Annotated in this window: 18 protein-coding genes and 2 pseudogenes; 15 read left to right on the top strand and 5 right to left on the bottom strand. The window is 67.1% G+C overall.

Annotated features, from left to right (window positions below; all coding sequences use genetic code 11):
• Positions 1-37: 37 nt before the first annotated feature.
• Positions 38-421 (top strand): response regulator, encoded by a 384-nt coding sequence (locus tag G332_RS0107410; RefSeq protein WP_019626363.1) that lies wholly within the window; start codon positions 38-40, stop codon positions 419-421.
• Complete coding sequence (locus G332_RS0107405) at positions 418-2,100, top strand: diguanylate cyclase (protein WP_019626362.1); 1,683 nt, start codon at positions 418-420, stop codon at positions 2,098-2,100. The genes G332_RS0107410 and G332_RS0107405 overlap by 4 nt, the downstream gene beginning before the upstream one ends.
• A 65-nt stretch (positions 2,101-2,165) precedes the next feature.
• Here the strand turns inward: G332_RS0107405 and G332_RS13510 are convergent.
• Positions 2,166-2,429: pseudogene (locus G332_RS13510) on the bottom strand (BLUF domain-containing protein); the annotation flags it as partial.
• A gap of 54 nt (positions 2,430-2,483) precedes the next feature.
• Positions 2,484-3,335, bottom strand: a complete 852-nt coding sequence (locus G332_RS0107395; RefSeq protein ID WP_019626360.1) for an HDOD domain-containing protein — start codon at positions 3,333-3,335, stop codon at positions 2,484-2,486.
• Between the two features lie 128 nt (positions 3,336-3,463).
• Between G332_RS0107395 and G332_RS0107390 the strand changes: the two genes are divergently transcribed.
• Positions 3,464-4,063: an RNA ligase partner protein gene (locus G332_RS0107390; RefSeq protein WP_019626359.1), complete on the top strand. Its 600-nt coding sequence runs from the start codon at positions 3,464-3,466 to the stop codon at positions 4,061-4,063.
• An 88-nt stretch (positions 4,064-4,151) separates the two neighbouring features.
• Here the strand turns inward: G332_RS0107390 and G332_RS0107385 are convergent, their stop codons facing one another.
• The 3 genes from G332_RS0107385 to G332_RS0107375 are packed head-to-tail and all read right to left on the bottom strand — an operon-like array spanning position 4,152 to position 8,356.
• The gene (locus G332_RS0107385; RefSeq protein WP_019626358.1) at positions 4,152-5,255 is read right to left on the bottom strand and encodes an RNA ligase; all 1,104 of its coding nucleotides are present in this window, start codon (positions 5,253-5,255) and stop codon (positions 4,152-4,154) included.
• Complete coding sequence (locus tag G332_RS0107380) at positions 5,252-6,934, bottom strand: Na/Pi cotransporter family protein (protein ID WP_019626357.1); 1,683 nt, start codon at positions 6,932-6,934, stop codon at positions 5,252-5,254. Before G332_RS0107380 ends, G332_RS0107385 begins: the two co-directional genes overlap by 4 nt.
• Positions 6,935-6,955: 21 nt before the next feature.
• Entirely contained in the window at positions 6,956-8,356 is a 1,401-nt protein-coding gene (locus G332_RS0107375) for an MBL fold metallo-hydrolase RNA specificity domain-containing protein (protein ID WP_019626356.1), read from the bottom strand.
• A 214-nt stretch (positions 8,357-8,570) separates the two neighbouring features.
• Here G332_RS0107375 and G332_RS0107370 point away from each other — a divergent pair, with 214 nt between their 5' ends.
• The 12 genes and pseudogenes from G332_RS0107370 (at position 8,571) to G332_RS0107315 (ending at position 21,770) form a co-directional block, all read left to right on the top strand.
• Entirely contained in the window at positions 8,571-9,002 is a 432-nt protein-coding gene (locus G332_RS0107370) for a YbhB/YbcL family Raf kinase inhibitor-like protein (protein ID WP_019626355.1), read from the top strand.
• A gap of 24 nt (positions 9,003-9,026) precedes the next feature.
• Complete coding sequence (locus G332_RS0107365) at positions 9,027-10,571, top strand: BCCT family transporter (RefSeq protein WP_019626354.1); 1,545 nt, start codon at positions 9,027-9,029, stop codon at positions 10,569-10,571.
• Between the two features lie 45 nt (positions 10,572-10,616).
• A pseudogene (locus G332_RS12750) lies at positions 10,617-11,464 on the top strand (methyltransferase domain-containing protein).
• The gene (locus tag G332_RS0107355) at positions 11,461-12,216 is read left to right on the top strand and encodes a DUF429 domain-containing protein (RefSeq protein WP_019626351.1); all 756 of its coding nucleotides are present in this window, start codon (positions 11,461-11,463) and stop codon (positions 12,214-12,216) included. The pseudogene G332_RS12750 and the gene G332_RS0107355 overlap by 4 nt, the downstream one beginning before the upstream one ends.
• Positions 12,217-12,276: 60 nt before the next feature.
• Complete coding sequence (locus G332_RS0107350) at positions 12,277-14,610, top strand: DNA translocase FtsK (protein ID WP_038059626.1); 2,334 nt, start codon at positions 12,277-12,279, stop codon at positions 14,608-14,610.
• A 118-nt stretch (positions 14,611-14,728) separates the two neighbouring features.
• Positions 14,729-15,382: an outer membrane lipoprotein chaperone LolA gene (lolA, locus tag G332_RS0107345; protein WP_019626349.1), complete on the top strand. Its 654-nt coding sequence runs from the start codon at positions 14,729-14,731 to the stop codon at positions 15,380-15,382.
• 317 nt (positions 15,383-15,699) lie between these two features.
• A complete protein-coding gene (locus G332_RS0107340) occupies positions 15,700-17,079 on the top strand; it encodes a replication-associated recombination protein A (protein WP_019626348.1) in 1,380 nt (459 codons plus the stop codon).
• Between the two features lie 5 nt (positions 17,080-17,084).
• Positions 17,085-17,849, top strand: coding sequence for a TVP38/TMEM64 family protein (locus tag G332_RS0107335; RefSeq protein WP_019626347.1), 765 nt, complete (start codon positions 17,085-17,087; stop codon positions 17,847-17,849).
• Positions 17,850-17,855: 6 nt separating this feature from the next.
• On the top strand, positions 17,856-18,098 hold the full coding sequence (locus tag G332_RS0107330) for a hypothetical protein (protein WP_026340692.1): 243 nt from the start codon (positions 17,856-17,858) through the stop codon (positions 18,096-18,098).
• A 91-nt stretch (positions 18,099-18,189) separates the two neighbouring features.
• On the top strand, positions 18,190-18,546 hold the full coding sequence (locus G332_RS0107325) for a DsrE family protein (protein ID WP_019626345.1): 357 nt from the start codon (positions 18,190-18,192) through the stop codon (positions 18,544-18,546).
• A 127-nt stretch (positions 18,547-18,673) separates the two neighbouring features.
• Entirely contained in the window at positions 18,674-19,987 is a 1,314-nt protein-coding gene (locus G332_RS0107320; RefSeq protein WP_019626344.1) for a nitrate regulatory protein, read from the top strand.
• 478 nt (positions 19,988-20,465) lie between these two features.
• Positions 20,466-21,770 carry a CmpA/NrtA family ABC transporter substrate-binding protein gene (locus tag G332_RS0107315; protein ID WP_019626343.1) on the top strand — a complete coding sequence of 435 codons (1,305 nt, stop codon included), beginning with the start codon at positions 20,466-20,468 and terminating at the stop codon, positions 21,768-21,770.
• Positions 21,771-21,814: the final 44 nt, after the last annotated feature.

The raw sequence follows: 21,814 nt of genomic DNA, 5'->3' as shown, positions 1-21,814 counted from the left end.
CACGGACCTGTAGCGGTCCACCCCAGGGGATTCGAAAATGTCCGAGTTGCAGCGCATTCTCTATGTCGAAGACGAGCCGGATATTCAGGCAATTGCCGCGCTGGCCCTGGAGACGGTGGGTGGTTATGCCGTGAAGACCTGCGCCTCGGGTGAGGAGGCGGTACGCGATGCCGAGGCCTTTGCGCCGGACCTGATCCTGCTGGATGTGATGATGCCGGGGATGGATGGCCCAACGACCCTGGAGGCCTTGCGTGGCATTCCGGCACTGGCCGAGGTGCCGGTGGCGTTCATGACCGCCAAGGTGCAGCCCTCCGAGATCGCACACTACAAGTCGCTGGGGGCGCGTGACGTGATCGCCAAACCGTTCGACCCCATGACGCTTTCCGACGAGGTACGGCGGATCTGGCAGGGGGTTGCATGACAAGTGCTGGTGCCGAGCAGGCCTTGAAGGACCGTCTGGCACAACTGCGTGCTCGGTATCTGCAACAACTGCCGGATGATCTGGCTGCACTGAGTGCTTTGCAGGGCCGGTTGGCCGGGAAGGAGCAGGACCGCGCGGTGCTGGACGAACTGCAACAGCGTCTGCACAAGCTGGCCGGCAGCGGGGGCAGTTTCGGCTGTGCGGAGTTGAGTGCCGCCGCGCGTGTGCTGGAGCAGCGGATCGGCAGCTGGCTTGGAGCGAAGGCGCTGGCACTGGATGCTGCGAGTCGTCAGTGGCTGGCGGACGAGATCGCAGGACTCTACTGCACCGTACCCGCCCAATCGATGGAGCCCTCGGAACAATCGGATGCGGGTGTGCTCCCGGAGGCTCCACGCACTGCGGACAGTGTCCAGAAAGTATGGCTGGTCGAAGACGATGCGGAACTGGCCGGCCAGCTCGGGCCGCAGCTCCAGTCCTTCAACTATGAGGTTCGGGTATTCGACGGCATTGATGCGCTCAAACGTGCGGTGGAGGGTGAGCAGCCGGATCTGCTGCTGATCGACGTGATGCTGGACGAAGGCCGTGAAAATGCAACCGCAAGGCTGGTGGACTGCCCCGAGTTGAAAGCGCTGGGGTGCCCGTTGATCTTTCTCTCCGACAAGGATGACTTTCCGTCGCGTGTGCGCGCGGTGCAGCTGGGCGCGCAGGGGTATTTCCTGAAACCGCTGGATGTACCCCGGCTCGTGAGCCGCATCTCGCAGATCTTCGATGAGCGCCATGCACCTGCGCAGCGAGTGCTGATCGTGGACGACGACGCCGACCTCGCCGAGCATATGCGGCTGGTACTGACCGCGGCCGGGATGGAAGCCCGTGTACTGGACGCGCCGCGCAACATCATGGATACGATCGCCGCGTTCCGGCCGGAATTGGTTCTGATGGATCTGTACATGCCCGAATACGCGGGCACAGACCTGGCGGGGGTGATCCGCCAGCACGAGGCCTGTACCCATCTGCCGATTGTGTATCTGTCCGCGGAAACCGATATCGAGCGCCAGATCGAGGCCATGGGTCGGGGCGCGGACGACTTTCTGACCAAGCCGATTTCCGACGTGCAACTGGTGGCAGCCGCCCGTTCGCGGATCGCGCGCGCACGCCAGCTGGAGGAGCGGATCAGCAAGGACAGTCTGACCGGACTGCTCAAGCACGCCAGCATCAAGGAGGCCGCCAGTCGGGAGGTGTTGCGCGCCCGCCGGATCGGGCAACCCGTTACGCTTGCGATGCTCGACATCGACCACTTCAAGAGGGTCAACGATTTTTACGGGCATGCCGTGGGAGATGTGGTGATTATGTCGACCGCGACCCTGCTGCGGCAGCGCCTGCGCCAGTCCGACATCATCGGCCGCTATGGCGGGGAGGAGTTTGTCGCGGTGCTGCCGGAATGCGACGCGGAGAATGCCCGGCGGGTGCTCGAGGATATCCGCCGCAACTTCGCTGCTCTGAATTTCAACCATCGGGACGAGCGCTTCGGTTGCACGATCTCGATCGGCATGGTGTGTTCGGCTGACTATCCCGAGGAGGATGGTACCAATCTACTGGTCGCCGCCGACGAGGCGCTCTACCGGGCCAAGCGGGGTGGGCGCGATCAAATCCAGCAGGCGTTCCCGGCGCCCGCGTCTTAAGGAAACTCTGATCAATGTGCACACTCGAGCGCGAGCGTGTACATGAATCAGTGTTTCCCTGGCGGTTGCTCGCGCAATATCCGGACCTCCTCGTGGCGATCGTCACGCAGGATCCGCTCCAGGGTGTCGCGTACGGCCTCGGGCTCGCCCTCCAGACACTGGAAGAAGTCGCCATCCCCGTAATAGAGCGCGCCGACAACCCCGCTGCGCGGTTCGTTCTGGCGTGACTGCATCAGGATGCGGCGGACTTCGGGCTCGATGTCCTGGCTGGAGGCGTTCTCGCGGAAGGTGATGCGCGAGGCGTAGAGCAGCTGGAGAATGGCGGGCATGCGGGCGCCCGTTCCGGGACGATAAGAAAGAAGATCGCCCCAGCCCCGCGGGGTTCATTCAATCATCTGGTTGACGTGTTCCAGGCCGATCGCGTCGTCTTCCCAGTTCAGGCGGGTGGTGTCGGACTTGGCCGCCAGACGGCGGATGGAGGCGACCGAGCTGCGGTCGATGTGGGCCAGGCGATGCTGCGTGGCGTTGTGGCTCTCGATGTTCGCGGCCTGCAGGATGTCGCAGTAGTTCACCGGCGCGCCTCTCTCCGGCTGGCGGTCGAGGTTTTCGTGTTCGCTGACGGCCCGGATGATCTCGGGCTCGAAGTTCCAGCTCTTCAGCATCGCGCGGCCGATCGCGACATGCGCAGCATCCGCCGCCGCTTGCAGGGCACGCGGGTCCTCGTAGATCTCGGGTGTCTTCTCCGCGCGGCGCAGGATCGGGATCATGCCGATGTCGTGGACCAGGCCCGCAAGCAGCGCGGTATCCGGGTCCAGATGGGGGTGGCGGCGGGCCAGCAGGTAGCTGATGATGGCCACCTCCAGACTGTGGTTCCACAGAGCCTCCATGCGCTCGCGGATGGTCTCGTTGCCGCTCTGAAAGACCGTCTTCATCGACAGGGCCATGATGGTCTGGCGTGTGCGTTCCATGCCCAGGCGCGTCACCGCCGAACGAATGGTCGAGCAGTGCGACAGCCCGCGATAGGCCGGGCTGTTCGCATGCCGGATCAGCCGTGCGGCAAGTGCGGTGTCACGCGAGACCAGTTTGACCAGGTCGATAATGGAGCTGGACGCGTCCTGTGTAATGAACAGTGCCTGCACCGACACGTCGGGCAGGGTCGGGATCTCGATGTGTTGGCGTTCGAGGTCCTGACGCAGTCGGTCCAGAAACTGTTCAACTTCCGTTCGAGTGGCCAAGGGCGTTCCCTGTCCGGGGCGGCGTAGAGGCGCTGATTATGCCATACGTCGCTGGCCCGTCCGCGCCATGCTGGTTGACGGGCCGGCCGGCCCTGCCGAAGATGAAGCGAGTCGACAGGAGGTCATCCATGCGCCGTTTCGTGCTCGATACCAGCGTCTTCACCAACCCGCATGTGGCCGGACAGTTTGGCGAGGACCCGGAGGATATCCTGCGGACCTTTCTCACCCTGGCTCGGCACTGTCCCGCCGAGTTCTACATGCCGCTTTCGGTCTATGACGAGTTTCGCGGCATGCGCGACCTCCAGACCCTGGCCGCGGACTTCGAGACGGTGGTGTGGGTGCGCTCGCCGCGGCGCTTCGCCCTGACCCTGCCAAGCGACATCCTCTACGAGTTCATCGACGAGGTGCGCACCCGCATTGACCGTGGCCTGCGCATCGCCGAGGAGCATACCCGCCAGGCGGGGGCGGCCGATTCGCTGCGCCCGGAATTGATCACGCAGCTGCGTGAGCGTTTTCGTGAGGCGATGCGCAAGGGCCTGGTGGACTCGCGCGAGGACGTCGATGCCGTGCTGCTGGCGATGGAGCTGGATGCCGAGCTGGCCAGCGCCGACGAGGGCATGCGCAAGCTGGGCAATCGCATGGGCATCAAGCTGGTCACCGCCGACTACCTGCGCCAGGTGATGGAGAATCTCTCCGAGTCGGGGATCCCCGGTCAGGGCAGCGCCTGAGGCCGCAAGTCGGGGCCTTTCCCGTGTTCGCCTGCAAGCAGGCTCCTACAGGTCCTGCTTTGCAGGAGCCTGCTTGCAGGCGAAGGGCTCAGTCGTATTGCCGGTCACCCGCCAGGGCCGAGGCCAGGGTGCCGGTGATGCGATCGAACAGGCGCTCGAACTCCAGCAGCCAGTAGCCGCTCTCTTCCTGCCGCGGGGTGTTCGGCAGGAAGCGCACGTGGCGCCCGCCGGTTGCCTGCATGTGGTCGATAAAGCGCTGTGCCCCCGCGCGCTCGCGGAAGCGGCAGCGGTAGGTATGGCCGACGCGCCCCTCGCGCCGGCTCTTGTCCACCGCGGTCGCCAGCCCGGACAGCAGGGCTTCGCCCAGTTCCCGTTCCACGGCGGCACGTTCGCTGGGCGGGTGCTCCGCGAGGAACACCGCCAGGCGGGTCAGGCGGTTGGTGAAGTATTCCGGCGGCAGGTCCAGCAGCTGCTCGGAGCACACGCGGATGTCGTTGATGCAGGAGCCCCCGGCCACGTACTTGGCGCGGTGCTGGCCGTCCGCGGTCTTCAGTACCAGCCCCTCGGCCCCTTCCGCATCCAGTTGCCGGATCAGCTGCCCGAGGGCTGCGCTGTCCGCGGGCGTGAAGCGTCCGTGCAGGGGTGCCGGGGGTAGCTGGTGGCGCTGCATCAGGGCGAATTTCTCGTCCTGTGGCACGAATCCGGGGCGGCCAAGCCGCATCAGGTCAAACACGAACAGGCCGACATCCTGTGCGACGCGCGGCGTAGAACCTTCCAGATAGGGGGTATCCGGTCCGGCGATCTCCGCGCACAGCACCAGGTCGGACTCGGCGTCGAACACCCCGAGGTCCACGAAATCGGGCACCCGGTCGGTGCTGAAGGCGCACACAAAGCCGCCCCGACTGAAGGCGCAGACTCGGCCATCCCGGCGCAGGATGCGCACGTTGAAGCCGTCGATCTTCTCCTCTGCCCAGAACGGCTGCTCGAACTGCCGTGGCAGGCCGGCCTCCAGTGACTGGATGCGCCCGATCGACGGGTAGCCCGGCACCACTGCGCCATCCGGCAATACGACCGAACCGCGCGGGTAGTGGTTGACCGGCTCCAGCAGCCGGGCGTATTCGAGCCCGTCGAAGGTCAGGGCCTCGGCCCGGTGCGCGGTGATGGCGTCCTGCAGGGTCTCGTGGTCGATCATGCACTCTCCGCTTCCAGTGTCTTGCGCAGCCCGCGGATCCGGGCCTTCAGGGCCTCGGTGTGATGGCGGGCCTTGGCGGCCTGGCTCACCAGACGCCGTGCCATACTGATGATCCGGAGCTGGCGTTCCATCTCGGCCATGCTCATTGAACCGAAGGTACCTTCGCGCAGCAGGGCTGCCTTCAGTTCGGCGTAGGCGGTCTCCACCGTCTCCACGGCCTCGGTGGCGGCCAGTTGATGGCCATTGTGGGTGCCATCGTCTGCTTCCAGGTTGCACAGGTCCAGCGCGCGGACCGCCTGCTCCTGCCAGGCGCGGCGCTGTTCGGTCACGATCGGCCGCTCCTCGCCGCTGGACTGCCGGCGCAGCTCGGCGATGTCGTCGGCCAGGATGGCGATCTCGCGATGATAGCGGGCGATGCGCACGGCCTCGGCGATGCCATGGCCGACCTGTTCCGGCATCGGGTGGTGGGCCGTGTACGCCGCGAATTCTGCGATGGCGCGCGTCAGTTGTTCCGTGGCCAGGCGCCTGCGGTCCAGGGTGCCGGCGGCCGGTGGTGCGGTCTGCAGCGCCGCGCGGGCCATCGAATAGCCGATGTCGGCCAGGCGCTCGGTTTCCTGAATCAGTGACTGCAGGGCGAGATCCGGGACCCCGGAGCTGCTGCGGTCCAGGTACCGCGGCCGGGCGATGTCTTCCTCGATGGTGCGAAAGCGAGTCTGCAGCCAGCGGATCATCGGCGGGGCGACCGGCACCATCAGGGCCACCCCGAGCAGGTTGAATGCCGTGTGGAACAGCGCCAGCAGCACCGCCGGGGCCGGGGCCTCGCCAGTGCTGCCCCAGATCCAGGCGATCGCGGCCAGGAACCAGGGCAGGATCAGCAGGGCGACGATCGCGGTCAGGCCGTTGAAGATTACATGGGCGGCCGCGACGCGCTTGGCGTTCGGGGTCGCGCCGATCACCACCAGCAGCGCCTTGATGGTGGTGCCGAGGTTGGCGCCGATCACGGCCGCGGCGGCCGCTTCCAGCGGGACCGCGCCGCTCATCGTGGCGGTCAGGGCCATGGCCATGGAGGCCGAAGAGCTCTGCATCAGTACGGTCAGCAACGCGCCGATCCCGACCATGATGACCAGCCCGAGGAAGCCGGGGCGGGCCAGGGCGCCCAGGTCGAAGGTCGCGCTGAGCCCCTCGAAGGCCTCGCGCAGCACGTCGATCCCGAAGAACAGCAGGCCGAAGCCGGCCAGGGCCAGGCCCAGATAGCGCGGCCGCGCGGCCTTCATGAACAGGTAGAGCAGGGCGCCGATGCCGATCGCCGGCAGGGCGAAGGCCTCGATACGGATATTGAAGCCGATCAGCGCGACCAGCCAGCCGGTCATGGTGGTGCCGACGTTGGAGCCGAAGATTACCCAGACCGACTGGCCCAGCGTCAGCAGGCCGGCGTTGGCGAAGCCGATGGTGGCGACCGTGACCGCGCTGGAGGACTGCACCAGCGCGGTCACGCCCATGCCCGAGGCGAGGGCGCGCGGCCGGGTGCGGGTCCACTGCCCCAGGATATGTTGCAGGGCCTTGCCGCCAGCGGTCTTCAGGCCGTCGGTCAGCAGCGTCATCCCGAGCAGGAACAGCCCGAGACCGCCGAGGAAGCCGGCGATCAGGGCATAGGTGCTGACGGCTTCGGCCTCCGGCATCGCGGCTGTGGGGGTTCGGCGTTACAGGGTGATGGTCTCACCGAAGGCCGGCACATGCGCCTCGGCCCCCAGCTCGTCGCGCAGCCCGGCGGCCAGGGCCTCGCGCGCCTCCGGCTCGCCGTGGACCAGATGGAACACCGGCTGGTCCTGAAATCCGCGTGCCCAGTCGAGCAGCTGGCTGCGCCCGGCATGGGCGGAAAAGCCGCCCAGGGTGTGGAGCCTGGCATTCACCGCGACCTCGTCGCCCAGCAGTTTGACCCGTTCGGCGCCGTCGACCAGGCGCCGCCCCAGGGTGCCGGCGGCCTGGAAGCCGACGATCACCAGATGGGCCTCGCGCCGCCACAGGTTGTACTTCATGTGGTGGCGGATGCGCCCGCCATTGCACATGCCGGAGCCGGCGATGATGATCGCGCCGCCGGTGATGCGGTTGATCGCCATGGACTCTTCCACCGAGCGGCAGACCTGCAGCCCGGGCAGGTACGCAGCCGGGTCCCCGTTCGCGGCCTGGTGCAGCCGGTCCATGTCCTCCGGGTCCAGCGTGCGGCGCAGGCGGGCGTACAGCTCGGTGACCTTGATCGCCATCGGGCTGTCGAGGAAGACCTTTTGCTGGGGCAGGCGCCCGGCGTGGTGCAGCATGCTCAGGTGGTAGAGGATCTCCTGGGTGCGACCGACCGCAAAGGCCGGGATCAGCACGTTGCCGCCGCTCTCGTCGGCCTCGGCCAGCACCTGCGCGAACTCCTCGACCGTTTCTTCCATCGGGCGGTGGTCGCGGTCGCCGTAGGTGCTTTCCAGCAGCACGTGGTCGGCGTGTTCCGGGCGCGCGGGCTCGTGCATCAGCACGGCGTCGTCATTGCCGAGATCGCCCGAGAACACCAGGTGACGGTCGCGCCCGCCGGAGGGCACGATCAGATCCACGATCGCGGAACCGAGGATGTGCCCGGCATCGCGGAAGGTCAGGCCGATTCCGCCCGCGATCTTGCGCGCCTGGCCGTAGGGCACGGCCTCGCACAGCCCGAGGGTGGTGGCGACATCATCGATGTCGTAGACCGGCTCCACCAGCGGCTTGTCCGCACGCCGGCGCCACTTGTTCTCCCACTCGATGTCCTTGCTCATCACGAACGCGGCATCCTCGAGCATGATCTCGAGCAGCTCCTCGGTGCCCGGCGTGCAGTAGATCGGACCGCGGTACCCGTCGCGCACCAGCTTGGGCAGGAGCCCCGAGTGGTCGAGGTGGCCGTGCGACAGCACCACCGCGTCGAGGCTTTCCGCCAGTTCGGCGAGCGGTGCGCGGTTCGCCGCGTCCGCATCGCTGTTGCCCTGGTGCATGCCGCATTCCAGCAAAATGCGGGCGTCGTCGGTCTCGAGGAGATAACGCGATCCGGTGACCTCGCCGGTCGCCCCCTGAAAGGTCAGTTGTGCCATACGCTGAAGTGTATGCCTGACGCAGGTGTAATGGGCAAGCGAAAACCGGATTGATGGATATGCCGAACAGAGTTCGCCCGGGCTGTCTGGCCCGGGGTTTCCGGGACCGGGGCGGGTTGACCCGCCTGCCACCGCGAGCCAGCCTGTCATCAGGTAATGGAGGAGGATGCGGGCCATGCGATTGAGCAGTCCGGCGTTTGCCGATGGAGAACGGATGCCGATCGAGGTCTCGGCGCGGGACGCCAACGAGCTTCCGCCGCTGGAGATCCGCGAGGTGCCGGCGGGCGCGCGCAGCCTTGCGCTGATCCTGGAGGACCTGGACTCGCCGCTGGGGGCGGTTACACACTGGCTGGTCTGGAACCTGCCACCGGATACGCATTGTGTGGATGCCCTGCACCTGCCCCGCGAGGGGCGTGTGGGGATGGATGCCTTTGGCAAGGTTGGCTATCTCGGCCCGGTGCCGCCGGAGGGGTGTCATCACTACCGCTTCCGCCTGCTGGCGCTGGATGCCGACCTGGAGCTGGAGGCGGGGGCGACCCGCAGCCAGTTCGATGCCTCGGCCGAGGGGCACGTACTGGACCAGGCGGATCTCACCGGGGCGCTGTGCTCCGCCGACGAGGGCACGGATCCCGATGCGCCGGGCTGATCCGGCCCGCGGGGAGGCCGCGGCATGAGCCACTATCGCCCGGAGGCCTTCTTCGCCACGGTGAACCCGACGGTGTTCACCGCCTCCGCGATCATGGTGGTGGTGTTCGTCGCCTTCGGGGTGATCTTCCCCGCCACGGCCAGCGAGGTGTTCGCCAGCATCCACGGCTTCATCACCGAGTATCTCGGCTGGGGCTACCTGCTGGTGGTGACCTTTTTCCTCGGCTTCCTGATCTGGCTGGGTTTCAGCCGCTATGGCGTGATCCGGCTGGGGCAGCCGGACGACCGGCCGGAGTTCGGCTTTGCCGCCTGGTTCGCGATGCTGTTCTCCGCCGGTATGGGGATTGGCCTCGTGTTCTGGAGTGTGGCCGAGCCGATCCTGCACTACCAGCACCCGCCGACCGGCGATGGCGAGACCGACGCGGCCGCACGCCAGGCGATGGTCTACACCTTCTTCCACTGGGGGCTGCACGCCTGGGCGGTGTACGTGGTGCTGGGGCTGTCCGTGGCCTATTTCAGCTTCCGTCACCGCCTTCCGCTGACCATCCGCTCGATCTTCTACCCGCTGCTGGGGGATCGCATCTACGGCCCGATCGGGCATGTGATCGACATCCTCGCGGTGTTCGGCACCCTGTTCGGGCTGGCCACCTCGCTGGGTTTCGGGGCGATGCAGCTGAACACCGGGCTCAACGTCCTGGTCGATATGCCGGTTTCGCACTGGTGGCAGGTGGGCATCATCACCGCGATCACCGCGGTGGCGGTGCTGTCGGTGATCTCCGGGCTCGATCGCGGGCTGAAGTGGGTCAGCGTGTTCAACCTGGTGCTGGCGGTCAGCTTCATGCTGTTCGTGCTGATCGCCGGGCCCACATTGTTCATCCTGCGCTTCTTCCTCGACTCCACCGGCGGCTATCTGCAGCAGATCATCCAGCTCAGCCTGCACACCGACGCCATCGGCGGCTCGCAGTGGCAGAAGGATTGGACCATGTTCTACTGGGCGTGGTGGATCGCCTGGTCGCCGTTCGTCGGCATCTTCATCGCGCGCATCTCGCGCGGGCGCACCATCCGCGAGTTCATCGTCGGCGTGCTCGCGCTGCCCAGCCTGTTCGTGTTCGCCTGGATGGCGATCTTCGGCGGCACCGCGTTGCACATGGAGCTATTCGACGACGGCGCGGGCATCGCTGCGGCGGTCGCCGAGGATACCACCGTGGCCCTGTACGCAACCCTTGCCCAGCTGCCCTGGACCACGATCGCCTCCGGCGTGGCGACCCTGCTGATCGCGACCTACTTCATCACCTCGTCGGCCTCCGGCACCTACGTGGTGGATGCACTGATCTCGCGCGGCTCGAAGCACTCGCCGAAGCGCCAGCGGGTGATCTGGGGGATTACCGAGGGGGCGGTGGCCGCGACGCTGCTGATCGTCGGCGGCGAGCGCGCGCTGGACAGCCTGCAGACCGGATCGCTGACCGCCGGGCTGCCGGTCGCGATCATCCTGGTCTTCTGCTGCTTCAGCCTGCTGCGCGCGTTGAGCCGTGAGTATCGCGTCGAGGGCGTAGACCCGCCCTGGCGTTGAGCTGCGTTCAGTGTTTCCCTTGGGAATCGCTCCCGGAGGGTGTTCATGCGGGATCCATTCGCCGATCCGAATAACAGTGAAGCGCGACCGACGCAGGGGGTGGCGGTGGATGTTGGCTTCACGCTGGACTGGGCGAGTGCCGAGGCCCGTCACCGGGAATGTCTGTTCCTGCCGTGGCTGGAGCCGGAACGGGACCGCTGGCCGGGCAGTCTCGGTGCCGGCCTGCGCGGGCTGGGCGCGGGGGCGGCGCACGAGGCTTCCCGCGAGACCGCTGCGGCCCTGGTTCCGCATGAGGAGACCGACCGTGTGCTGGAACTCCCGGCGTCGGCGTTTAACCGGGGCCTGCGCCGGCACCGCCGGTTGGAGCCCCGTGCGGGGTGTTTCTACCCGCGTGCGTTCCTTGCCGGTCATGCGGGGATCGAGGCCGGGGATCGCGAGTTGTTCCGGGTCGAGGCCCGGAAGCCGTGATGGGCCCGGGCATGAACGCCGAGGAGCTGGCGGACAACCCTCGGCTGACGTCATCCCGGGTGCACGACCTGAACCTCCGCCCGGAACTGCCGTATGCGGCGGCGAGCTTCGACGCCGTGGTCTGTACCGCGTCGGTTGAGTACCTGACGCAGCCCGAGGCGGTGTTCCGCGCGGTACTGCGCCCGGACGAGGTGTTCATGGTCACGTTCTCCGATCGCTGCTTTCCGACCCAGGCGATCGCGGCCTGGGAGCCGCTGTACGACTTCGAGCGCATGGGGCTGGTGCTGGATGTCTTTCTGCGCGCCGGCTTCGTGGATCTGGCGACCTTCTCCCTGCGTGGGCTGCCGCGGCCCCCGGACGACCCGTATGCCGGGCGACTGGAGCATGCCGATCCGGTGTTCGCGGTCTGGGGGCGGCGGCCGTGAGCGGCACCGTCCGCATCATCGGCGTCGATTGTGCGACCCAGCCGCGCAAGACGGGACTGGCCCTGGCCCGCTGGTCTGGCGGGGGCCTGCGTTTGGAGCAGGCACGGCGCGCGCATCCAAGCGAGCCGGCGGTCGTGATTCTGGGCGACTGGATGGATACGCCGGAACCCGTTCTGCTGTGCCTGGATGCGCCGCTTGGCTGGCCCTCGGCCCTGGCAAGCGAGCTGGCCGGGCACCAAGCCGGGGCGGGCATCGCGGCGCACGCCGATGCAATGTTCCACCGTCATACGGACCGGGTGATCCGGGAGCGCCTTGGCAAACGCCCACTGGAGGTGGGGGCGAATTTCATCGCGCGCACCGCGCTGGCGGCGGTCAATCTGCTGCAGGCGCTGCGCGACCACAGCGGACAGTCGTTGCCGCTGCCCAGGGTAGCCGGGCCGATTGCCGATTCGTCCGCGATCGAGGTCTATCCGGCCGCCTTGCGCAAGGTCCGAGGCTGGGAGACTCGGGTCGACGTCCGAGCCCGGCTGCCGGGGGCCTTCGAGGCGCCCGTGCCGGATCTGGATGCTGCCACTGACGATGTGCTGGATGCCGTGCTGTGCGTGCTCGCCGGGGCCGATTTTCTGGACGGGCAGGCGGTTGCGCCGACGGCAGACGAGGCCGCGATCGCCGCGCGCGAGGGCTGGATCTGGTCCGCCGACCCGGAACCGGTTCGCAGCCCGGGCCGGGCACGCCCACGAACGCTGGTTTAACCGGTAAACTGCGCGATGATTCAAGTTGCCCGCGGCGCGGGCCTGACCAGTGGGGAGCGCATGGCCGCAAGCAAGGCCAAGACCGGGGGCAAGGGCAAGAAGGCGGCGGAGCCGGTGGCACCGTCGAGCCTGAGCGGGCAGCTGCTGCGCGGGCTGCGCGAGGGTGCGCTGCTGATCTTCGGCATGCTGGCGCTTTATCTGCTGGTCGCCCTGGTGAGTTATCACCCGGGCGATGCCGCCTGGTCCACCACCGGTGACGGTCAGGTCCTGCGTAACCTGGGTGGTACGACCGGCGCCTGGTTTGCCGACATCGTGTTTCATCTGCTGGGCTACCTGGCCTATCTGATCCCGCTGGCGGTTGCCGGCATCGGCTGGTGGCTGTTCCGGCATCGCCGCGAGGCCCGGATCGCCAGTCCGATGGAGCTGACCGTGCGCGGCCTGGCGCTGGTGGTGGCGCTGATCTCGGGTGCTGCGCTGGCTGCGCTGCACCTGCTGCCCGGCGCGATGCCGGTGCATGCGGGCGGGATTCTAGGGGACCTGTTCGCGGGCTGGGCGGTTGCCGGATTGAGCCTGGTGGGCGGCACGCTGGTGCTTTTCGCGTTGTTCCTGGCGGCAGTGACGCTGTTCACGGGGCTGTCCTGGTTCCTGCTGATGGATCGGCTTGGCCGCCTGGCGGTACGGGGCTGGGAGCGTGGCCGCACGGCACTAGACTCGGCGCGGGATCGCCGTATCGGCGTGCGCGAGCGGATCGAGCGCGAGACGCGGGTGGAAAAGGAACGCAAGCGCACCGAAAAGCGGGCCCCCTCGCGCGTGGAACCGCGTATCCAGGCACCGGCCCCCAGCCCGCGCGTTCAGAAGGAGCGCCAGGTCCCGTTGTTCACTGAAGGGTCGGGAGCGGATCCGCACCCGCCGCTGGGGCTGCTGGATGAGCCGCCGCCCCCGCCGGACGGCTTCTCCGAGGAGTCGCTGCAGGCGCTGTCGCGTCTGGTCGAGCTGAAGCTGAAGGACTTCGGCGTGGAGGTCGAGGTGGTCGCAGTGCAGCCGGGGCCGGTGATCACGCGTTTCGAGTTGCAGCCGGCGGCGGGGGTCAAGGCCTCGCGCATCTCCGGGCTCTCCACCGACCTGGCGCGTTCGCTGTCGGTGATGGCGGTCCGCATCGTCGAGGTCATTCCCGGCAAGTCCACCGTGGGGCTGGAGATCCCGAACGAGAACCGCGAGATCGTCGCGCTCTCGGAGATCCTGCGCTCGGAGCTGTTCGATACGAACAAGTCGCCGCTGACCATGGCGCTGGGCAAGGATATCGGCGGGTCGCCGGTGATTGCGGATCTGGCAAGGATGCCGCACCTGCTGGTGGCGGGTACCACGGGCTCCGGGAAGTCGGTGGGCGTGAACGCGATGCTGCTGTCGCTCTTGTACAAGTCGACGCCGGAAGAGGTGCGTCTGATCCTGATCGACCCGAAGATGCTGGAATTGTCGGTTTACGACGGCATCCCGCACCTTTTGTGCGAAGTCGTGACCGACATGAAGGATGCATCCAACGCGTTGCGCTGGGCGGTGGCGGAGATGGAGCGGCGCTACAAGCTGATGTCGGCAATGGGCGTGCGCAATATCGGCGGCTTCAACAAGAAGGTGCGGGAGGCGCAAGCCGCCGGCGAGCCGTTGAAGGACCCGTTGTTCGACCCGGCGCAGGCGGTGACCGAGACCGAGGCACCGGAGCTGGAGCCGTTGCCGTTCATTGTGGTGGTGGTCGACGAGTTCGCCGACATGATGATGGTGGTGGGCAAGAAGGTGGAGGAGCTGATTGCGCGTCTGGCGCAGAAGGCGCGTGCGGCCGGTATCCACCTGGTGCTGGCGACTCAGCGTCCGTCGGTGGATGTGATCACCGGTCTGATCAAGGCCAATATCCCGACCCGTATCGCCTTCCAGGTCTCCTCGCGCGTGGACTCGCGCACCATCCTCGATCAGATGGGAGCGGAGCATCTGCTGGGACACGGGGACATGCTCTACCTGCCGCCGGGCAAGGCAATGCCGGAGCGCGTGCACGGCGCCTTCGTGGCCGATCACGAGGTCCACCAGGTGGTGGAATACCTGAAATCCACCGGCGAGCCGGATTACAACGAGGCGATCCTTGACGAGCCGGACGCCGGGGCCGCTGCGATCCCGGGCCTGGAGGCGCCGGGCGAGGCGGGGGCGGAGACCGATCCACTGTACGATCAGGCGGTGCAGGTGGTCATCGAGTCGCGCAAGGCCTCGATCTCGTTTGTCCAGCGCCGGCTCAAGATCGGTTACAACCGGGCCGCCCGCATGGTCGAGGACATGGAGGCCGCGGGACTGGTCAGCCCGGTACAGTCCAATGGCAATCGCGAGGTCCTGGTGCCGGGACCGAACGACTGACGCCGGATCAGGTCCACCTGTCGGATCCCGTCTTGCGGGTCCTCCCTGGCTGCTCGCGATTCACGGCCGGTTAAGCGACCGGGTGCAGTATGGGCTCATCCACTCGACCGGAGTTTGCATGTACGTACGTCTGTTTTGCCGCCTGCTGCCGGCGCTCGCGGTTGCCGCTGGTCTGATCGTCGCCCCGACCCACGCCGGGGAGCCGGCGCCGGATGCACGTGCGGCGCTGGAACGGTTCGTGGATGGGCTGGAGACGTTCTCGGCGGACTTCACCCAGACCGTTCGTGACGAAACCGGCTTTGTCCTGCAGGAATCCGACGGTGTGATGCATCTGGGCCTTCCGGACCGGTTGTACTGGGAGGTGACCGAGCCCTTCCCGCAGACCGTCGTCTCCGACGGGGTCGATCTCTGGACCTTTGACCCGGATCTCGCCCAGGCCACCGTGCGGCCGCTGGGGGATGCCTTCGATACCACCCCGATTGCGGCCATTACCCGCACCGATCGCCTGGACGAGCACTTCTACATGGATGTGTGGCCGGTTGACGATGCGGCCGCAATGCGGCTGGTGCTGATCCCGCGCAACGAGCAGGCGGACTTTACCCATCTGGAGCTCGATCTGACCCCGGACAGTGATCTGATCCGGATGGCCTTCCGCGACATCTTTGGTCAGCAGACCGAGATCCGCTTCCGTGCCACCGAGCGCAATGCCGGCGTGGATGAATCGCGTTTCACCTTCGACCCGCCGTCTGGCACCGACATCTATCGTCCCTGAGCGAAATCCGGTCGCCGATGGTTGACGCACGGCAAGGGCGCTTCACAGGCGGACAGGAAGGTGGGAAGGGTCCCTGGTGGGAAACGCAATAGCAGCGCGTTTATCGGGTTCCCCGTTCATGGCCACGGCACCGCGCCACGGCCCACCCATCTTCGAGTCTTCCCGGTTTCCTGCAAATTGTCCTTGTCATTGTCCGCTTCCCGGGAGCCTGTCGGATTCGGGACGGCTCCCCTGCCCAACGATCGCGACGATCGCCCAAACCCGACAGGCTCATAGTAAACAGGAGGGGCTTCCCCCCGAGGCGTTACAATCGCCCCATGAGTGAATCCCTCGAAGGCGATCTGTTCGGCCCGGACCCGGAATTCGGCGCTGCAGAACCCGAGCCGCCGGTGGTAGCGGCCCTGGTTGCGTCTGCGCCCCTGGCGGAGCGTATGCGCCCGGCCAGTCTCGACGAGTTGGTCGGCCAGGACCACCTGGTGGGCCGAGAGGCGGCGCTGCGTCAGGCCATTGAGCAGGGGCAGACCCCCTCGATGATACTGTGGGGACCGCCGGGCTGCGGCAAGACCACCCTGGCACGCCTGGTGGCGGCAACTGCCGCCCAGCGCCTGGTCACGCTGTCGGCGGTGCTGGCCGGGGTTAAGGACGTGCGCGCGGTGGTCGATGCCGCCCGTGCCCGGCGTGGCAATGGCGTGGGTACCTTGTTGTTCATCGACGAGATCCATCGCTTCAACAAGGGACAGCAGGATGCGCTGCTGCCCCATATCGAGGATGGCACCCTGACCTTCGTCGGGGCCACCACGGAGAACCCCTCCTTTGCGCTGAACAGCGCGCTGCTCTCGCGCGCCCGGGTCTACCGCATGGAGTCCGTTGCTGCCGACGCCATCGAGGCGTTGATCGAACGCGCCCTGAGCGATCCGGAGCGTGGCCTCGGCGGTCGCGGCCTGAGTCTGGAGCCGGAGGAGCAGCGGCGCCTGGCGCGGGCTGCCGACGGCGATGCCCGACGTGCCCTGAACTGGCTGGAGACCGCCTCGGATCTGGCCCGCGACGGCGAGATTACCGCCGCAGCCCTGCGCGCGGTGATGGGCGCGCAAAGCCTGGCCTTCGACCGTCAGGGCGACGCTTTCTACGATCAGATATCCGCCCTGCACAAGTCGGTGCGTGGTTCCGATCCGAATGCCGCGGTGTACTGGCTGACGCGTATGCTGGATGCCGGCTGCGATCCGGACTATCTCGGCCGGCGTCTGCTGCGCATGGCCTACGAGGACATCGGCCTGGCGGCAGTTGGGCTGGGGGCGCGGGTGCTGGCCGCCTGGCAGACCATGGAACGGCTGGGTCGACCGGAAGGTGACCTTGCGCTGGTACAGGCCGTGATCGAACTGGCAGCGGCGCCCAAGAGCAACAGCGCCTATGTAGCGCTGGGGCAGGCGCGTGCGGCCATTCGCGACACCGGCAGCCCCGGTGTGCCACTGCACCTGCGCAACGCGCCAACCGAACTGATGCGCGCGGAAGGTTTCGGGGCCGGGTATCGTTACGATCATGACGAGCCGGATGGCTACGCGCGCGGTCAGGTCTATCTGCCGGAAGGGCTGGAAGAGGCGCGCTTCTACCAGCCGCGTCGGGACGGCACCGAGCGGACCCTGGCGGAACGGCTGGATCGCTTGCGGGCGCAGGATGCCACGGTCGGGGACGGAGGCTGAGGGCCATGGGTATCCGTCATTACAAGCGTACGCTGACGGTCGCGGGCCTCCTGTTCGCGGTGTCTCTGGTCTGGATCCTGCTGACCACCGAGTGGTCCAGCCTGGGCCTTCCGCTGACGGAGCTGGAGACCTGGTTACGTGGCTGGGGTGCCGGAGCCTATGTGGTGTTCGTGCTGGCGTTCATGGTGCTGGCCCTGTTCCCGTTGCCCAGCACCTTCTGGATTCTCCTGGGCGGGGCGCTGTTCGGGCCGCTAACCGGGGGTGCTCTCAGTCTGCTGGCGGCCACGCTCGCGGCCATTATCGCCTTCATGCTGGCGCGTACCTGGCTGCAGCCCTGGCTGGCCCCGCGTATGGGGCCGCGCAGCTCGCGCCTGTGTGCGGACGTGGAGGCCGAGGGGTGGCGGGTCGTGGCCCTGACCCGACTGGTGCCGGTGTTTCCGTTTGCCCCCACCAATTACGCCCTGGGGCTGGTCCAGCTGCCGCTCCGCGTGTTCACGCTGAGCACGGTGCTCGCGCTCATTCCCAGTCTTTTCGCTTATGCCTGGCTCGGCCATGCCACCCGCGAGGTGGCCAGCGGCGCCGACAGCGGGATACAGCTGGGTCTGGCCCTGCTGGCAGTGCTGGCCCTGTTGCTGTTGTTGCCGCGCCTGGTACGCCGGATCTGGTTGGGGCAGAAGCTGCTGCCGGCCGTCGATGGCACCCGGGCCCCGGGCACCGAGGCGTACGCCGAGGCGCAGGATCAGGAACCGCAGCGCGGTAAAGGTGCCTAGCTGGTGATCAGGGTCTTTGTCCGCGGGGTGGATCGCGCCCCGCTATGGTTGTTTGCGCTGCTCGTGGCGAGCATTGGTCTGGCCCCCTGGGTTCCCGAACCCTATGTCGCCGAAAAACTGCGCGGGTTGCTGGCTGGTGAGTTCGATTGGCCGCGGGATCTCTTCAGCCTGATGGTGCATGCCGCCCCCTGGCTGTTGATGGCATTCAAGCTCTACCGCAACAGCCTGTCGGACGGACGCGCACCCTGACGCGAGTGCTGGTCTGCGGTTTGTGGGAAATCGACGCGATGCCTCTGCGTCGCTACCGTTCTGCCATCCTTTTCAACCTCGGGAGAACCCCATGCGCTTTATTGTTGCTGTTACCGCCGGTACTGACGACCCTACCCGTGCCACGCTGGGCATGATCGCCGCGAATGTGGCGAAGCAGCAGGGCCACGACGTGACCGTCTGGCTGCAGGGCGAGGCCGTGAACATTGCCAATCGCAACGTGTACGACAAGATCGTCGGCCACAACATGCCGGCGATGCAGGGCATTGTGGATTCGCTGGTCGAGGCCGGTGTCCCGTTCTGGGTCTGCGAGGCCTGCGCCAAGGGCCGCGATGTCGGCGAGCACAACTTCCTGCCGAACGCCGAGATTGCCGGCATGGGCCACTACGTCCAGGCCGTCGCCGAGTTTGACCGCTCCATGAGCTTCTGACCCAACCTCCTTTGGCACGGGCGGGGCCCTGCACACCCGCCCGTTTTTTTTGCAATCTCGCCGCCAGTTATTAGAGCTGGCACATCGCATGCTTGCTGATTCCGGGAATCATCCACGGACGACGAGCATGACCCAGAACACATCCCCGAGTTTTTCCTTCGAAGACTCCATTGGCGATTTCCTGGTCGCCTCGCGCAAGTGCGAGGTGGTGACCCTGGAGCGCCTGCTGGAGGCGGTGCAGCTGGTCGGGCGCATCCGCGCGCTGGTGCATGCCCTGCAGCGCGAGCGCGGGGCATCCAGCCTCTGGATCGGGTCCGGTGGCCAGCGCTATACCCGCGAACTGGAGCAATACCGCGCCGAATCGGACGCCGCCGCGGCCGCGTTCCGCGAGCACCTGGATGGCTGGCTGGCACCGGACGCCTGCGCCCATGGGCGCAGCCGACTGCTGGGGCGCATGGCGCTGGCGCTGCATGGCCTGTCCGGCTTGGGCAGCCTGCGCGAGGAGGTGCTGGAGCAGACCCTCAGCCCGATGGACTCAACCCGCGGTTTCAGCGAGCTGATTCGTGCCCTGATGGCCGTGGTGTTCGAGGCCGCGGATTCGGCGACCGATCCCGAGGTCTCGCGGGCCCTGGTAGCCCTGTTGAACTTCATGCAGGGCAAGGAGCTGGCAGGGCAGGAGCGCGCGATCGGGGCCGCCGGGTTCGGGGCCGCGAGTTTCGAGCCCGAGCTGCGCCAGGCGCTGGTTCATCGCATCGATGCCCAGGAACGGGCGTTCCGCATCTTCTCCGAGTTCGCGGCACCGGCGGCCTGTGCCGCCTGGCGCGAGCTGCAGACGGCGGCCTTCGCGGCGGACATCGAGCGTCTGCGCCGGCGCGCCTGTACCGAGGCCTCCGGGCACCACGACCCGGCCCGTGCCGAGGAATGGTTTGCCTGCACCACTGCGCGCATCGACGCGATGAAGGAGGTCGAGGACCTGCTGGAGATGCACCTGAACGAGTGCTGCTCGGCACGGATCACGGCGGATCGCGCGGACTTGGGCGCGGTACGTGACCGGGTCGCGCAACTCGCCGAGTCGGAGCTGCGCGGCAGCGTGCCGTATGCGGTGTTTTTCGGGGCGCCGGAGGGCCTGGAGCCCGCGCAGGAGGAGGGCGATGCCGCACTCAACGTACCCATCGTCGGGCACTCGGTGATGGACCTGGTGCAGCGCCAGGCGGCCCGGCTGCAGTCGGTGGAGGACGAGCTGCATGCGGCACGCCAGGCCCTGGCCGAGCGCAAGACCATCGAGCGTGCCAAGGCATTGCTGATCCAGCACCGCGGCCTCAGCGAGGACCAGGCGTACAAACTCCTGCGCCAGACGGCGATGAACCAGAACCGGCGCCTGGCCGAGGTCGCCGAGGCGACCGTTGCGATGTCCGATCTGCTGGGCAAGGGCGGCCTGTAGCCCATTCCCCGGGAAAGAGATGCCGCTGGGGGGTGCCCCTGTGGGAGCGGGCTTGCCCGCGAAGCCCCTGCCAGTGTCCGCCACTGGCAGGGGCTTCGCCGCCAAGGCGGCTCCTACAGGTAGTGCACCAGCGCGGTTCATCTGCACCGCCGGTGTGCCCCAGGGTGGTGCCGCTTGCGAGTGATATTCCCCTGTGAAGATTCGATTGAGTATCGGGAACCGTCCGATTTTTCCGCGTCAGGATGGGCTTTGAGCCCTCTCGGTCGATTAGCAATAGCTAATTGGCACACCTCCTGCAAGAGTATCGGCAAGACGAGCCAACGGCGGTTCGTCGCCTGACAACAGGGATACCCGACGACCGGGCCTCCCGTGGGACTGGACAAAGGCGTCCATCACCCGGCTGCAAACGCGGCCGGGCTGATGCGACGCCTTTTTTCGTTTTTGGAACGTGTTTGCTGACAAGGGGAGTGAACCCGAAATGACCGATCACACGAACGACACGAAAAAGACCTCCGGCCTGTCGCGCCGGCGTTTCCTGGGCGGCATGGCTGCCGGGATCGGCGCGACCGCGCTGGGTGTTTCCGGGGCCGCGCCCTGGGGCTATGCAAAGGCCGGCAACGGCAAGCCGGAGACGACCGAGGCGAAGCTGGGCTTTATCGCCCTGACCGACGCCGCGCCGCTGTTCGTCGCGCTGGAGAAGGGATTCTTCGCCGCCCATGGCATGCCCGACGTGCAGGTGCTGAAGCAGTCCTCCTGGGGCACGGTGCGCGACAACCTGGAACTGGGTTCGCGCCGCGGCGGTATCGACGGCTCGCACATCCTGACGCCGATGCCCTACCTGCTGCACCGCCGTGGCACGCCGATGACGATCCTCGCGCGGCTGAACCTGGCCGGGCAGTGCATCTCGGTGGGCGACGAATACGCGGACCTGAAGGTCGGGACCGACACTACCGAGTTCAAGGGCGCGCTGGCCGAGAAGGCCGCTGGCGGTGACGACATCCGCGCGGCGATGACCTTTCCCGGCGGGACCCATGACCTGTGGATCCGCTACTGGATGGCCGCCGGCGGGATCGACCCGGATCGCGACATCGCCACCATCGTCGTCCCGCCGGCGCAGATGGTCGCCAACATGCGCGTCGGTTCCATGGACACCTTCTGTGTCTGCGAGCCCTGGAACATGCAGCTGATCAATCAGGGCATCGGCTACACCGCGAACACCACCGGCGAGCTCTGGCACAACCACCCGGAAAAGGCGCTGGGCATGCGCGCGGACTGGGTGGAGGCCAACCCGAATGCGGCCCGCGCCCTGACCATGGCGGTGATGGAGGCGCAGATGTACTGCGAGGACCCGGCGAACATCGAGGAGGTCGCCGAGATCTGCTCGCGCCGGCGCTACATCCATGCCCCGTACGGCGACATCATCGACCGCATGCAGGGGCACTTCGACTACGGCACCGGCCGCGTGGTCGAGGACCACCCCGACCGCATGCGCTACTGGAACGACCAGGCCTCCTATCCCTTCAAGAGCCACGACCTGTGGTTCCTTACCGAGGACATCCGCTGGGGCTACCTGCCGCCGGACCTCGACATGCAGGCCCTGGTGGACGAGGTCAACCGCGAGGACATCTGGCGCGAGGCGGCCACCACGCTCGGCATCGACTCGGCCGACATCCCCGAATCCACCTCGCGCGGCCAGGAAACGTTCTTCGACGGCAAGGTCTTCGATCCGGAAGACCCGCAGGCCTACCTCGACAGCCTGGAGATCAAGGCGATCGCGTCCTGACGCGGTGGCCCGCCGACACCTGCACAGACGATTCAAGAGGATCC

The sequence above is a fragment of the Thioalkalivibrio sp. ALJT genome (assembly GCF_000381825.1).
Classification (GTDB): Bacteria; Pseudomonadota; Gammaproteobacteria; order Ectothiorhodospirales; family Ectothiorhodospiraceae; genus Thioalkalivibrio.
Note: the sequence above shows the minus strand (reverse complement) of the source record. Positions and strands in the feature narration are given on the sequence as shown.

What these genes read in the sequence shown, in the direction of transcription:
- G332_RS0107410 (WP_019626363.1), top strand. Translation starts at nt 38, where the DNA reads ATGTCCGAGTTGCAGCGCATTCTCTATGTCGAAGACGAGCCGGATATT.
- G332_RS0107405 (WP_019626362.1), top strand. Translation starts at nt 418, where the DNA reads ATGACAAGTGCTGGTGCCGAGCAGGCCTTGAAGGACCGTCTGGCACAA.
- G332_RS0107390 (WP_019626359.1), top strand. Translation starts at nt 3,464, where the DNA reads ATGCGCCGTTTCGTGCTCGATACCAGCGTCTTCACCAACCCGCATGTG.
- G332_RS0107385 (WP_019626358.1), bottom strand. Translation starts at nt 5,255, where the DNA reads ATGATCGACCACGAGACCCTGCAGGACGCCATCACCGCGCACCGGGCC.
- G332_RS0107380 (WP_019626357.1), bottom strand. Translation starts at nt 6,934, where the DNA reads ATGCCGGAGGCCGAAGCCGTCAGCACCTATGCCCTGATCGCCGGCTTC.
- G332_RS0107375 (WP_019626356.1), bottom strand. Translation starts at nt 8,356, where the DNA reads ATGGCACAACTGACCTTTCAGGGGGCGACCGGCGAGGTCACCGGATCG.
- G332_RS0107370 (WP_019626355.1), top strand. Translation starts at nt 8,571, where the DNA reads ATGCCGATCGAGGTCTCGGCGCGGGACGCCAACGAGCTTCCGCCGCTG.
- G332_RS0107365 (WP_019626354.1), top strand. Translation starts at nt 9,027, where the DNA reads ATGAGCCACTATCGCCCGGAGGCCTTCTTCGCCACGGTGAACCCGACG.
- G332_RS0107350 (WP_038059626.1), top strand. Translation starts at nt 12,277, where the DNA reads ATGGCCGCAAGCAAGGCCAAGACCGGGGGCAAGGGCAAGAAGGCGGCG.
- lolA (WP_019626349.1), top strand. Translation starts at nt 14,729, where the DNA reads ATGTACGTACGTCTGTTTTGCCGCCTGCTGCCGGCGCTCGCGGTTGCC.
- G332_RS0107340 (WP_019626348.1), top strand. Translation starts at nt 15,700, where the DNA reads ATGAGTGAATCCCTCGAAGGCGATCTGTTCGGCCCGGACCCGGAATTC.
- G332_RS0107335 (WP_019626347.1), top strand. Translation starts at nt 17,085, where the DNA reads ATGGGTATCCGTCATTACAAGCGTACGCTGACGGTCGCGGGCCTCCTG.
- G332_RS0107325 (WP_019626345.1), top strand. Translation starts at nt 18,190, where the DNA reads ATGCGCTTTATTGTTGCTGTTACCGCCGGTACTGACGACCCTACCCGT.
- G332_RS0107320 (WP_019626344.1), top strand. Translation starts at nt 18,674, where the DNA reads ATGACCCAGAACACATCCCCGAGTTTTTCCTTCGAAGACTCCATTGGC.
- G332_RS0107315 (WP_019626343.1), top strand. Translation starts at nt 20,466, where the DNA reads ATGACCGATCACACGAACGACACGAAAAAGACCTCCGGCCTGTCGCGC.